Here is a 12,107-nt window from a genome sequence, read left to right as displayed (position 1 = left end):
AATCGTAGTATAAAATTAGATTGAAAAAATTCAAACATACTAATGAAGAATTAGAATTAGCTAAATTACAATCTGAGAAAGAAAAGAAGAAAAAAGAATTAGATTAGTATTTTTTCTCCTTGTCTTTTTCAGACAAGGTTTTTTTTAAAATTTGATTTTAGAGGAAAATTTTTGGTTTAAAGCATCATATGCATTTTTTCTTGCAGGAATTAGTTTTTTAGAGTCATCATACATTTTTGTAAAAAATGCAGCCAAAACGCGCTCCCCATGTTCATCAAAGAACTGTACACTAAAACTAGTTCGTTCAGACTCTGCTTCTTGAATAAATTCTGCAGATTTTATTATTTCAGAATTCACATGCATGTGTGCAGGCCCATCATTATTTCCAATAGTAATCCACTTTTCTTTTTGCCTGATACTAAGAGAATTACTCCTAGTTTCACTTGTGGCGCCATTGTTTTTTACAATAAGCAAAACATCATCATTTGCAACTATATCAGACAATAATTCAAAAAGCATCATAAACTATTCAAAACAAAATTATTTCAATTTTTAGAAGATTTCATGTCAATTTGAACAAAATCGTTGGAATCGCCATGAATACAATCGGTTCCAACTGCTTTAACAGGCGAAAAGATAATTTTGCCATCACGTATTTTTCCTTCATTTTGAAGTAATCCAATTTTACCTGAGACTATTTGTTTGTGCTTTTGGCATGTCACACCAAACATGTATTCATCTTGATCTGCAACAATAGACACAATAAATTCTGGAGTATTGACGCACTGTTTTCCTTCTTCCATTACTGAGCATCTATCAGGTAACACGACTTGAATTGAAATTTTATTGAATATTAATCTTAATTCTCAAAGATTTGATTTAATATTGACAAAGACGTAACTAGGATGAGGTCAATGGTACATAATTTTGATGTAGTAATTATTGGAGGGGGTATTCTTGGAACATCCATATCGTATTTTCTATCACAGCTTAACAAATCAAAAAAAATTGCTGTAATTGAGCAAGCACATAACGTTGCATTTCATACAAGTGGTAGAAACACAGGTAAAGTTCACGCACCATACTTGTACAATCCTGAAAAGAAGAAATTTTTTGCAAAAGCTGCATTTCATGGATATGAGATGTGGGAAGAATATTCCAAATTAAAAAATTTGCCTTTCAAAAAAGATGGAGTAATTGAAGTTGCTTTAGATAAAAAAGGCACATCAGTTCTTGAAAAATATCTAAAGTGGGGTAAACAAAACGGGTTAGAAGACAAAGATATCAAACTAATGGACAGTGCAGAGTTAAAAAAAATAGAACCCGAAATAAAATGTGAATCTGCACTTTATGTTTACAAGGACGGATCTGCAGATTATTCAATATTCACCAATTCAGTTATGAAAGACAGTGAATCAAGTGGTACAAAATTCATTTTAGATACAAAGGTAACTAAAATAAAAAAAGAAAATGACAAGTGGACAATTACATTAAATGATGAACATAAGATATTTGCAAAATTCCTAATTAATGCTGCAGGTGGAGAGGCAATAAACATTGCACATAATGCCGGCGTTGCAGAAAAATTTACAGATGTACATTTTAGAGGAGAGTATTGGAGAGCTCCAAAAGAATATCATGGCTTGACTAAAACAAGTGTATACTCTGTTCCAGAATTTCCAGACTATCCATTTTTGGATCCTCACTGGATCATCAGAGTTGATGGTAGCTGCGAGATAGGCCCTAACGCAGTTCCAGTGTTTAGTCCATATGGATACAACAAAACAGAAAACATCAAGGAGTTTATCCCAAAGATGTTAGAAATGCTAGGTTCTGGTGCAAGAAAAGCAATTTTTGACAAACAATTCCAAGAACTTGCAATGAATGAGATACAATCATCAATGTCAAAATCTGCAATGATTGACCGAGTGAAAAGGTTTCTACCAAAAATTGATGCAGACAAAATTACTGAGAGAGGCACTGCAGGAATTAGATCATCAGTAATTGATGATGATGGAAAGTTTGTTCCAGATGTGATTTTAATTGATGATGATGCATCATTTCATATTCTAAATTACAATTCACCTGGAGCCACTGGTGCATTGCCATTTGCATCACACATCATCAATCATCTAAACAAAACAGGACTATTTGAGAGCGAAAACCTAGATGCTCAGTGCGGTCCTTGGAATTTTTCTCAAATAATAGAGAAGTTAGAAGAATAAGAACTAAAAGTAGTCAGCCCAACCGCGCTGCATCAAAATAGTTGCAGTGGATTCGGTTAAACAGACTGCTTGTCCATTAGAATTTTTCATGAATATTTCCAATCCTTCGTTGCACACTACATCACCAGGTTCAGTACCGGTTCTCATCTGTTTTAGTGGAGAGTTGAATTCTTTTGGAGCAATTCCAAAGTCAAATGGTAAAAACAGGCTCTTTGCACTAGGACCAGTAATTTTCACCATGTATTTGCCAAAGTCTCGAAATAAACCACTTGTAGGCACCTTTTCAGAAAATTTTGTAGAATCCACAAGGGGTATCACTTTATGATAAACGGTATGACCTTGTGGAGCAATTACGTCCAAAATTAATTCGTATAATTGGACAGGATTTTTTATTTCACCTGAAATCACTATTTCATCACCACTCTCATAGAACTTTTTGTCGGTCACTCCAAACATTTGATTTATCAAAACATGTTTTTTTGGATCAGACGTTCCAATAACTTCAACACCAACAACTTTGACCTGCTCAGCAGTTCCACGTAACACTACGGTGAGGATAGTGATTCCATCTGTCTTTGTTAATTCATAATTTGTGATCTGTTTATCATCTACAAATACAGATTGAGGGTTTTTGATTAGTTCCTCTGGTAAATAGACTACAAATTTGTCATTATCTATTTTTCCTACAAAACTAAACGTGATGCTATTTCTTATGGGATCCACATTAACTTCTACCAAATTTCTTTGAACCTTGTACACTAAATCTACAGGAGACTCTGAAAATTCAGAGCCCACATTATGAAATACTTGATAATCTGCAGCAAGATTAACTACATTTACAATTCCAATCATCCACGGATGAATTGTACAAAAATATTTAATTTCTCCTGCATCTTTTTCACTAAAGAGAACTGAAAATCTACTTCCTGGACCCATATGTCCACTATCAAAGATGGGGGTAATTCCCGACTCTAATGTTCCTGAAGTCACAGTATGTGCTACAGAATCTGCATTTCCCCATTCAACTCTGTCTCCAAATCTTACTGAAATTTCAGATGGGGTAAAATGTACGGGGGATTCAGGCACAGAAGAACCTGCAGGAATTTGCACTTTCCACGTTTCAGCATACACAGCAGCAGGAACAACTGCAAACATCACAACTATTGTAATACTAAGGAAAAGCAGTCTGAAAAACATTGACATGTGATTGATTTCCAAGTATATTATTAGAGATAGTGATTTTCAAAAATGAGAAGACCAACACGCCTAATGTTCCTCAAAGAATTAGTGGATTCTGATTTTTAAATTGAAATGATTAACTTTGGTTAATTTCAGAAATGAATTTTCAAGTGTGGATTTGGGCAATATGTAAAATAAGCAGTATACGTAAATCTTCATATGACAACATTAGATGAATTAAGGATTTGCAAGTCTTGTGGAAATGTGTTTTCTAAAAAGGCAGGAGTGACAATCATTACAGAATGCCCACAGTGTAAGGGAATCAGTTTTGAACAAATCACAGCAAACCAATCAGAAAGTGAAGAAGAGTATTTAGATGAATTAGACTAGTACTTTACAACTAATAAAATTAGATAATTAAATATTGGAATGGTGGAAACTGCTTACCAAGGAATAATGTCAAAAATATTCAAAAACATAGCAGTTGCAATAATCACTCCAACTCACACAAAAAAATCATTTGATGTGGGGCTAGAACTTTCAAAAAAAATTGGTTCAGATTTAACCATCATTGAATGCATGTACAAAATTCAACCAAAACTATATTTTTTTGAAACAAAATCTGATAAAAAAATAGCTCAAAATCAGATGTCTAAATTAAAGGCAGAGTTAGAGAATTGGAAAAAAATTGCTCAAAAAGAAGGAGTGCAAATTAAAACAAAATTTGCATTAACTGATTCTATTGCACATTGGGTAATTGATTATGTCAAAGATAACAAAATTGATCTGTTAATTGTTGACTATCCCAAACTATCCATGGTAGAAATGTCACTTTATGATGACATCATAAACACCATTCATCATGAGTCGCATTGTCATCTATTAACTACAAAACCGTAAGATAATCCTAATTGAAAAATAACTCGATAGTTTATTTACAAAGTGATTGACAACATAATCATGTACAAAACCATTCTTGTACCCCATGCAGGAACAGCAGCAGAAGATGAGGCATTAAAACATGCCATTTATGCAGCAAACGATACATCCAAAATTATTATTTTACATATAGTAGAAGAAATACAATATCCGCCATCATTTGCATTATCTTCATCTGAACGAAATAGTCTCCTAAAAAACATTGATGAAGCAAATGAGGAAATTAGAAAAGACATGGAGAAAAAGATGGAAAAATATACTCAACAGTGTAAAGAAAACGGGATTACATCGGACGCCAGAGTAATGCTTGGAGATGCAGCTGAAAAGATTGTAGATGTTGTTAAAAAAGAAAAAGTAGATTTAATAGTTATGTCAAAACGAAGAAAACTAAAAGGAATGAAAAAATTGTTATCGTTAGGTAGTGTTTCAAGAAAAGTTGTTGAAAATGTAACTTGCCCTGTTACTTTGATTGATATAGAAAATATCTAAATCGATTCCTCAATAGGTTCTAAAATAACCGTATAAGATACAGTAATGGGATTTAATGCACATGTGTAATGTCAAACTTTTTTTTCTTAGAAGTGAGTGATTTTGATACTGGGACCATCTTGTCAGATAGTTGTCTAATTTCGTATTCACTCTTTTTTGGATATTTTATGTGCAAACATTCGTGATATAGTGTATTTACTGTTTCAACTTTAGGTTCGTTTGCCAAGTGAGGGTTTAACCAAATGGTGCCACATTCTTTTATACATTCAGCCCATACAGCATTAGGTTTGGTACTATTTTTGTAGAGATAGTTTGAAAAATGTTTTCGATCATAAACTAAAACAGGCTGAATTTTCATATTTAAGATATTTTCAAAAGTATTGAGAATTGTTTGGTGCCATTCTTTATCATTTGCTGAAAATTGAAATTTCACATATCAAAATAAAGACATTCAAGTAAAAACTTTAACATTTTTTATTCCTGCAAGAATATCAATGCCATCGTATCAAAGTTTGTACCATCACAATTAGGACAAATTTAGGATTGAGGTTTGAGCAATAAAAATCCCAAAAGAATGCTCAATCCGATAAAAACAGTTATTGTGATAATCATATGTTTCTGAGCTTTTTCTTTTTCGTAGAACTTTCTTGGAGTTACACCACCTATGAAAAAAACAATCATCATTCCTAGAACCAGTCCTATGATATTAGCTGCAGTGAGTGTTAAAGCATTTGAAAAAATATCAAAATTCCACAATGCAACTCCAATTCCTGCAACCGTTGCTGGTGGAACTAAAGCAGCAGCTATTGCCACACCGACTAAAATTCCAGGAATATTAGTAGACATTGCAATTCCACCTGCAAAGCCAAGTGCTACTGCAACTGCCAAGAACACGGGCGATATTTCGGTTCTAGATAAAATTTCATTTGTTAATGGCAAATCAGCAAATTGAACTGCAATTACTGTTAAAAGAGCACCAGTGCCTATAACAGCTAGTAATAATAATAATCCAGAAATAAAAGCCTTGATCATTTTATCTGTTTTTCCAACTGCCGTGTTAAACGAAAAAGCTGAAAGTGGTCCAAGTAAAGGGGATATCAACATTGCACCAATAACCAAAGATGCATTGTTTGCAAATAATCCAACTACTGCAACCCCAGCAGCTATTACTATCATGAAAAGGAGATTTTTATTAAATTTTACATTAGGTTCTATCAGGGATTCATATTCTTCAATTAGTTTTTTCTTTTTTACTTTGACTTGTTTTGTTTCAAGCTCTTTGGTGTAATTTGTAAGGTAATCAGACAATGTAGCTTCAATTGCAAAACTTGTGACATACAGATCTTTTGTTCTGGTGTCTATGATTTTATTTAATTCATCAGTTAATCCATTTGCTAATGAATCAGGACATATTCCTGTATACCGTAATAACTTTTCGTTTTCTGCCATAGTTAACTCGACATGAAAAGGAATCTTGTATTTTTTAAAAACAAATACAATGCTTTGACTTTGTTGCTCATAACAAATAACTTCAATTTTTCTCAATTTCTCACACCATTTTAAGTGGTAGAGATAATATCTTTATTGATTGATCAAAGATTATCAGATACGAAATCCATCAATTCCTTTATCAATTAAACAAGATAATTTCTTTCATGAAAGATTCAATTGATTCATTGGTAAATGATGTCAAAATTTATTCAACTGGTCTGATTACAGCGTTATAAAACAAATATCATCTGAAGCTCAAGAATATGTACAAAAAATGAAAAACTGCTTGAAAACAATTGAAGAATATTTAGTAATGAAAAAAGACATCAAAGAATAAACTAGAATTTTTAGAATATTTTAAAATTATTTAACAATTAAAACAGCGTTAAAAATCTCATAATGTTAGATTCTCCAAATTTTGATGCTCCTGCAGTTTATAATTTTCTTAAATTTGGTGAGCGTCAGTATGGCATACCAATTCCACATTTGCTGAATCTTGAAAGACACTTTCCTGTTGCATATGAATTATTATTCGATGATAATTATTTTGAAAATATTGTAAAAGAACTGAATAACATATGGGTGACAGTTGATAAAAACAATAATTCTGTAAAAAATACACATGAAACTTATATTGACAATGATGGAATAAAACTACCACAAGAATAAGAGGAACATATTGATTACGTAAAAAAATTTGTCAATAATACATTGTCATTCAAAAAAATCTTAGGGAGCAAAACCAATCACAGTATTTTCACTGTTTCATTTTATTCAACTAAACACCATACAGTTGGGGGATATAATTTCTCAAAGAAACATTACTTAGAACCATGGAATACATGGGAAAAAGTTTGTGGAGAGGGGGATGTACCATGGGCAAGTGTGCATTACTCGAAAATGTAATATCAAAGAAAAGTGCTGACAAAAAACAACATGATGTCATCAAAGATCTTCCGATAATTGAAGATTGCAAAATCATCGATGATGAATCTATCAATAATAATGATCAAACTAAAAGATATACAATAAACGGATTAAAAAAATAATCAAAACAAAATTAATTATTCAAAACCAATAAGGATGTTGTTTTGAAACATTTTATCAGTCGTCCCTGTTGCAGAAGAAAAGATGAACATAACACAAGAAACAGGAGAATCAAAAACCAACACAGTATAAGAACATTATAGAAACCAAATCATGTCTCCTCCATTGTCTTTATTGTAGATATTACCTCATTTCCTTTCTTTGTAAGTGAATAAATCTTGCCAACACGTTGATCGGGAGTAAGACATTCAACTATTCCTTTTTCTTCTAATTCTGTTAATGCCCTGCTAATATTTGCAAGATTGATTTTCAAGTTATTTGCAAGAAAGGTGGGCGTTCGTGGAACTGTCAACTTTAATACGACAGATTTTCTTGTTTTACTGGCGACAGTATAGCTAATTTCATCCCATGGCATTTACGCATAATAATTCATCAGTTTATATTCATTCTATTATCATTTAACTATCAATCTATTATCATATATTCAGTAGAATTAGAATGGAAGATTTGGATAAAGACAAACTCGGAACACAAGTCAAAATACAATACAAATTCAAAGATGATAAAACCGTGCACACTTGTCATGTCACTTTTCAACAATATGAGAATTTGCGAATACTTCCAATGATTGAATATTGTAAGATCATAACCATGAAAAAAAGTGACAGTAAATAACGAATAATAAAATTAACAGGTTCCAATAATTATCAATTTGTATATGGACCACATCGCTTTTAGATTACGCAGACTAAATGCTATATTACGCTTTGGAGGTGGGATCAGAATATGATCTACGTCGGGATGGATTTGCACAAAAACTATCACCAAATCGCTTTAGTGGATGATAGTGGAGAAGTGCTTGCAAATGAAAAGATAGATAACACTACCAGAGCGATCAACAAGTTCTTCAAGGAAGTACCTTTGGATTCCAAGGCAGTGATGGAGTCATCCAGTGTTTGGTACAATGTCTATTCGATGTTAGAAGACAAAGGATATGATGTTACGCTATCCAATCCACTCAAAACAAAGGCAATTGCATCTGCCAAGATAAAGACAGATAAAATAGATGCAGTAACGCTTGCCAACCTCTTGAAAGGAGAGTTAATTGCAGAGTGTTATGTTGCACCTCCACAGTTGATGAAGTATAAAGAGATTGTAAGACACAGAAAATTTATCGTGTATTCAAGGACTAACATTAAAAACAAGATACATGGGATTTTACTTCTAAATGGAATAAAAATTCCTGGCGATACATTTACACAGTTATATGTAAAACATCTACGGAAATTAAAAGATTACAGAATTGATGGATATCTAAACGTAATTGACACTATGAATATTGAGATAGATGCAATTTCAAAGAGGATAGACAAATTAGTTAGGAGTAATGAGGATGCGCAGCTGTTGACTTCCATTCCGGGGATAGGAAACTATACTGCATTGTCAATTGTTGGTGAAATCGGGGATGTCAAGAGGTTCCCAGATTCACATAAACTGTGTTCTTATGCAGGATTAGTGCCATCAACTCATAGTTCAGGTGGAGTTACACATCATGGACCAATAACAAAATTTGGAAGTACTCACTTGAGATGGGTACTGACAGAGGCTATACGAGTTCATGTAAGAGTACACAAAGATACTGAACTAGCACATTACTATTACAGAATGTTCAAAAGAAAAGGAATGTCTAAATCAACAGTGGCAGCTGCTGCAAAATTATTGAGAATTATTTACTGGATGCTCTGGGACAAGAGAAAATATGTTGCATCCTATTCCGGTTAAGTTTCAACCACCATAGACTTTTTGAGGGCAAAAGCCTCAGTTATCAATTTGTGGAGTATCTTGACAAAAGGACAAAGACAAAAGTGAGAGTAAAGATCTCGAAAGGTAATATGTTCGCCCGTCCTTTGATATGCTAAAGGAAATTTCTAGTCGAGACTCTACTCCATAGTGATTTTATGAAATAGTTTTATATAAAGAAGTCCATAAGGTAAGTCTAGTTTTCATTTTCTAATCCATATTATAGCTAGTCCAATATGCCACATGCTCAAATTAATGTAAAAAACGTGTTTGATGCACTTCCATACAAAAATCCTTTTGCATCTGCAATATTTTCTCTAATACTATCTGCCCTAGCATGAATATCAAGCAATCCTGTATGACAAGCAGAACTATACTTTGGATAACAGAAATTTTTTCAATACTTGTAATCATTATACTTACATCACTTTCAATCCTAAGAAAATTCGTAGACTCTGTAGGGAAGAACCAAACAGGGTTTTTAGATTAGGTGCAAAGTCCCTTGAGTGAATTAATCATAAGAGACTAAACATTGAAACTTTATTCCATACTCAGGATATAATACTAATTTCTTGTTTGGGTTTTGGCCACGCATAAAAATGTAAAAAATTAAATCAATTTAACATATTTTGAGTATTCTCTATAGCGATTACGAATGGATACTGCTGTTACTCCAGATACGTTTGAAATCTTTTGTTGAGATAAATGTTCTCCTGTTTTGATGCTTGCCATGTAAATTATAGTAGCTGCAACTACATCGGGTTTTTTACCTGCAATTAATTCCTGCTCTTTTATAGTGTCAAAAATACGTATAGCTTCTCGTTTTATCTTCTCTGAAATTTCCAGATTATTTGCAATCTTTACAATACCTTTGAGGGGGTCTGGTACAGATACAGTCAATTGAAGATTTTGAAACAACATTCTATAGTTTTTTGCAATAGATTTTCTATTTTCTTGAAGATTGTGTGAAATGTCCATAATTGTTCGTGTTGCATCCATTTCTCTACATGCAATATACACACATGCCCCTACTACTCCTTTTATACTTCTACCACGAATTAATTGAGCTTTTGCAGCTTTTCTATAAAGATAAGAAGATCTTTCCATAATGGCGTCTGTCAGTGACAATTTTTCTTTTAATTTTTCCATTTCCAACAGGGCCTGTCTTAAATTTTGTTCCGAAGTGTTTTTTGTTTTACTTCGTGCATCCCAAAATCTCATTCTTTTCATTGTCTGTTTCATTTTGTAATCAATTGGCCTTCCTGTGGAGTCATGATTAAATTTGCCAACAGTTGTTGCTAGTCCCATATCATGAAGTCTTAGGGAAGAGCGATTTCCACCATGTAAAGCAAATACATTGTCTGAAAACATATCATCGTCTTTTCTATCCTGAAAAATCATATCCGATAAGACCACACCGCAATTTTGACAAAAAGTTTCTCCTGTTTCAGAATCTGAAATTATAATACAGCACACACATGAAGAATTATTCCCTTTATCTGAATCAATTTTTTGAAGTTTAGGTACCCTAACCATATGAAAAATCTAAATAGTAATTTTACAAAGCCAAGCAATCATCCTTTGACCATATCGCTCATAGATACTCTTGTTCTCCAGACGTTTTCTTGCAGATTACTATGAATAATTTTGTTTTCATGAAATAAAAACCATATTCTAGAAATATGGACAATTGTTTAGTTTTAACATTGTTACTAAATGATTTTAAAATATGGTTTGGCACATAGCAAAAAATGGAATGATTATTTATGATAATGCGTATTGTTAGATATGGATCCAGAATCATCTAAGAGAATTGATGAAATAATGTTTGAGACTAGTGACAAAATCACCGCCATTGTAGATGAAATAAGATTGATTAGGTTCTCAGAGATGGCTGAGAAAGAAAAACAAATTAAATATGATAAATTGCGAAAAGAATTTGAACATGTTATGCATGTGGAAGAAAGAAAAATTGAAGAAATAATGAAAAAATCCTCTGAACTTTTATAGATTTATTATCAATATCGTGGATCATAATGACAATCACAATTACAATTTACCTCGCACCTAATTCTCATACAATCAAGACAGGGTTTTTTGTAATGTCGTGACATATCCCAAATTTGCTAAAATGCTATTTGAAGTTAATCTGTAAATTTCTCGATGTTTGTAAAATTTAATTCATTTTTCTTTACAAATGTTAATGCCTTCACATTGCCTAATTTACTCACAAAATAGAAATTTATTTATTTCATCCAGTCATGTGATGAATTCAAAAACTAAAAAGACAATTTGCCAGACCACATTGATTCACCAAATGAGGGATTAAACCATATTTTTATTAATTATTTTTCCGAAGCTAGGTTTCTAGGCAAGATGATCATAAAGTTGTAGGGTTATTTTTTACCGAGATTGTTCTGCCGTGTTGCTCTACTATTCCTGTATATACAGCAAATCCCAATCCGGTACCAAAGATCATAGTTGCAAACAGTGGATCAAATATTTTAGATACCATTGTGATTACATTTTCAGTCCCTGTTAATGCAAGCTTTGTATCTGGAACCATATGATAAATGTAGAATTTCAAACAAACTTTGCAAATACCTCATAGTAGAACTAGATGAATCAAGAAAACCAGTGTTTTAATATTTAAACCATGAGAGAGATTTACAAAATTAGTTTAACTCCCTAAAAACACCCACGTAAGTTTATAGTATTATTTCTTATTTGGCGTATAATTTGGATTATTTGCAAAAATACACAAGATCGAGAGTTAAAAACTAGTTTGCAATATTTTGTCATTACTTAATTTTCTATCATCATAGTGTTTTCAGAATATTTTAGAATAATACCAAGTACAAGTTAGAAATCTAACTCATACTTTAAGACAATCCCTGCAGTCAGGATCAATACACACAGGATTATGTTTTCCATCCC

General features: G+C 32.5%; 17 protein-coding genes. 9 read left to right on the top strand and 8 right to left on the bottom strand.

Annotation, left to right across the window (positions count from 1 at the left end):
* Nucleotides 1-144: 144 nt before the first annotated feature.
* Both C5F50_RS03065 and C5F50_RS03060 read right to left on the bottom strand, forming a co-directional pair.
* Complete coding sequence (locus tag C5F50_RS03065) at nt 145-519, bottom strand: ChuX/HutX family heme-like substrate-binding protein (protein WP_179372889.1); 375 nt, start codon at nt 517-519, stop codon at nt 145-147.
* 26 nt (nt 520-545) lie between these two features.
* Nucleotides 546-827, bottom strand: a complete 282-nt coding sequence (locus C5F50_RS03060) for a hypothetical protein (protein WP_179372229.1) — start codon at nt 825-827, stop codon at nt 546-548.
* 87 nt (nt 828-914) lie between these two features.
* Here C5F50_RS03060 and C5F50_RS03055 point away from each other — a divergent pair, with 87 nt between their 5' ends.
* Nucleotides 915-2,225, top strand: a complete 1,311-nt coding sequence (locus C5F50_RS03055) for an NAD(P)/FAD-dependent oxidoreductase (protein ID WP_179372228.1) — start codon at nt 915-917, stop codon at nt 2,223-2,225.
* A 3-nt stretch (nt 2,226-2,228) separates the two neighbouring features.
* Here the strand turns inward: C5F50_RS03055 and C5F50_RS03050 are convergent, their stop codons facing one another.
* Nucleotides 2,229-3,428 carry a cupredoxin domain-containing protein gene (locus tag C5F50_RS03050; protein ID WP_179372227.1) on the bottom strand — a complete coding sequence of 400 codons (1,200 nt, stop codon included), beginning with the start codon at nt 3,426-3,428 and terminating at the stop codon, nt 2,229-2,231.
* A gap of 195 nt (nt 3,429-3,623) precedes the next feature.
* Here C5F50_RS03050 and C5F50_RS03045 point away from each other — a divergent pair, with 195 nt between their 5' ends.
* From C5F50_RS03045 to C5F50_RS03035, 3 genes are read left to right on the top strand one after another with little or no spacing between them, the layout of a single operon-like run.
* Nucleotides 3,624-3,794 carry a hypothetical protein gene (locus C5F50_RS03045; protein ID WP_179372226.1) on the top strand — a complete coding sequence of 57 codons (171 nt, stop codon included), beginning with the start codon at nt 3,624-3,626 and terminating at the stop codon, nt 3,792-3,794.
* Between the two features lie 39 nt (nt 3,795-3,833).
* Nucleotides 3,834-4,304, top strand: coding sequence for a universal stress protein (locus C5F50_RS03040; RefSeq protein WP_246282119.1), 471 nt, complete (start codon nt 3,834-3,836; stop codon nt 4,302-4,304).
* A gap of 60 nt (nt 4,305-4,364) precedes the next feature.
* On the top strand, nt 4,365-4,832 hold the full coding sequence (locus C5F50_RS03035) for a universal stress protein (protein WP_179372225.1): 468 nt from the start codon (nt 4,365-4,367) through the stop codon (nt 4,830-4,832).
* Between the two features lie 52 nt (nt 4,833-4,884).
* Here the strand turns inward: C5F50_RS03035 and C5F50_RS03030 are convergent, their stop codons facing one another.
* On the bottom strand, nt 4,885-5,265 hold the full coding sequence (locus tag C5F50_RS03030) for a hypothetical protein (RefSeq protein WP_179372224.1): 381 nt from the start codon (nt 5,263-5,265) through the stop codon (nt 4,885-4,887).
* Nucleotides 5,266-5,369: 104 nt separating this feature from the next.
* Nucleotides 5,370-6,377: a TIGR00341 family protein gene (locus C5F50_RS03025; RefSeq protein ID WP_179372223.1), complete on the bottom strand. Its 1,008-nt coding sequence runs from the start codon at nt 6,375-6,377 to the stop codon at nt 5,370-5,372.
* A gap of 345 nt (nt 6,378-6,722) precedes the next feature.
* Here C5F50_RS03025 and C5F50_RS03020 point away from each other — a divergent pair, with 345 nt between their 5' ends.
* Together C5F50_RS03020 and C5F50_RS03015 are read left to right on the top strand one after the other, a co-directional pair.
* Nucleotides 6,723-6,992 carry a hypothetical protein gene (locus tag C5F50_RS03020; protein ID WP_179372222.1) on the top strand — a complete coding sequence of 90 codons (270 nt, stop codon included), beginning with the start codon at nt 6,723-6,725 and terminating at the stop codon, nt 6,990-6,992.
* Between the two features lie 173 nt (nt 6,993-7,165).
* Nucleotides 7,166-7,372, top strand: coding sequence for a hypothetical protein (locus C5F50_RS03015; protein ID WP_179372221.1), 207 nt, complete (start codon nt 7,166-7,168; stop codon nt 7,370-7,372).
* 149 nt (nt 7,373-7,521) lie between these two features.
* Here the strand turns inward: C5F50_RS03015 and C5F50_RS03010 are convergent, their stop codons facing one another.
* The gene (locus C5F50_RS03010; RefSeq protein WP_179372220.1) at nt 7,522-7,785 is read right to left on the bottom strand and encodes a helix-turn-helix domain-containing protein; all 264 of its coding nucleotides are present in this window, start codon (nt 7,783-7,785) and stop codon (nt 7,522-7,524) included.
* Nucleotides 7,786-7,868: 83 nt separating this feature from the next.
* On the opposite strand from C5F50_RS03010, the gene C5F50_RS03005 reads away from it, so the two are divergent.
* Entirely contained in the window at nt 7,869-8,045 is a 177-nt protein-coding gene (locus C5F50_RS03005) for a hypothetical protein (protein WP_179372219.1), read from the top strand.
* A 111-nt stretch (nt 8,046-8,156) separates the two neighbouring features.
* A complete protein-coding gene (locus tag C5F50_RS03000) occupies nt 8,157-9,152 on the top strand; it encodes an IS110 family RNA-guided transposase (RefSeq protein WP_179372218.1) in 996 nt (331 codons plus the stop codon).
* Nucleotides 9,153-9,779: 627 nt separating this feature from the next.
* Here C5F50_RS03000 and C5F50_RS02995 read toward each other — a convergent pair.
* Nucleotides 9,780-10,706, bottom strand: coding sequence for a transcription initiation factor IIB (locus C5F50_RS02995; protein ID WP_179372217.1), 927 nt, complete (start codon nt 10,704-10,706; stop codon nt 9,780-9,782).
* Nucleotides 10,707-10,958: 252 nt separating this feature from the next.
* Here C5F50_RS02995 and C5F50_RS02990 point away from each other — a divergent pair, with 252 nt between their 5' ends.
* Nucleotides 10,959-11,180 (top strand): hypothetical protein, encoded by a 222-nt coding sequence (locus C5F50_RS02990; RefSeq protein ID WP_179372216.1) that lies wholly within the window; start codon nt 10,959-10,961, stop codon nt 11,178-11,180.
* A gap of 370 nt (nt 11,181-11,550) precedes the next feature.
* Here C5F50_RS02990 and C5F50_RS02985 read toward each other — a convergent pair whose 3' ends face one another.
* Entirely contained in the window at nt 11,551-11,757 is a 207-nt protein-coding gene (locus tag C5F50_RS02985; protein WP_179372215.1) for a hypothetical protein, read from the bottom strand.
* Nucleotides 11,758-12,107 lie beyond the last annotated feature (350 nt).

This window comes from Nitrosopumilus ureiphilus (genome assembly GCF_013407185.1).
Lineage (GTDB): Archaea > Thermoproteota > Nitrososphaeria > Nitrososphaerales > Nitrosopumilaceae > Nitrosopumilus > Nitrosopumilus ureiphilus.
Note: the sequence above shows the minus strand (reverse complement) of the source record. Positions and strands in the feature narration are given on the sequence as shown.

Bases quoted from the DNA above. Each gene is read 5' to 3' on its own strand.
- C5F50_RS03015 (WP_179372221.1), top strand. From the start codon at position 7,166: ATGGGAAAAAGTTTGTGGAGAGGGGGATGTACCATGGGCAAGTGTGCA.
- C5F50_RS03035 (WP_179372225.1), top strand. From the start codon at position 4,365: ATGTACAAAACCATTCTTGTACCCCATGCAGGAACAGCAGCAGAAGAT.
- C5F50_RS03040 (WP_246282119.1), top strand. From the start codon at position 3,834: ATGGTGGAAACTGCTTACCAAGGAATAATGTCAAAAATATTCAAAAAC.
- C5F50_RS02990 (WP_179372216.1), top strand. From the start codon at position 10,959: ATGGATCCAGAATCATCTAAGAGAATTGATGAAATAATGTTTGAGACT.
- C5F50_RS03010 (WP_179372220.1), bottom strand. From the start codon at position 7,785: ATGCCATGGGATGAAATTAGCTATACTGTCGCCAGTAAAACAAGAAAA.
- C5F50_RS03000 (WP_179372218.1), top strand. From the start codon at position 8,157: ATGATCTACGTCGGGATGGATTTGCACAAAAACTATCACCAAATCGCT.
- C5F50_RS02995 (WP_179372217.1), bottom strand. From the start codon at position 10,706: ATGGTTAGGGTACCTAAACTTCAAAAAATTGATTCAGATAAAGGGAAT.
- C5F50_RS03045 (WP_179372226.1), top strand. From the start codon at position 3,624: ATGACAACATTAGATGAATTAAGGATTTGCAAGTCTTGTGGAAATGTG.
- C5F50_RS03005 (WP_179372219.1), top strand. From the start codon at position 7,869: ATGGAAGATTTGGATAAAGACAAACTCGGAACACAAGTCAAAATACAA.
- C5F50_RS03050 (WP_179372227.1), bottom strand. From the start codon at position 3,428: ATGTCAATGTTTTTCAGACTGCTTTTCCTTAGTATTACAATAGTTGTG.
- C5F50_RS03065 (WP_179372889.1), bottom strand. From the start codon at position 519: ATGCTTTTTGAATTATTGTCTGATATAGTTGCAAATGATGATGTTTTG.
- C5F50_RS03020 (WP_179372222.1), top strand. From the start codon at position 6,723: ATGTTAGATTCTCCAAATTTTGATGCTCCTGCAGTTTATAATTTTCTT.
- C5F50_RS03055 (WP_179372228.1), top strand. From the start codon at position 915: ATGGTACATAATTTTGATGTAGTAATTATTGGAGGGGGTATTCTTGGA.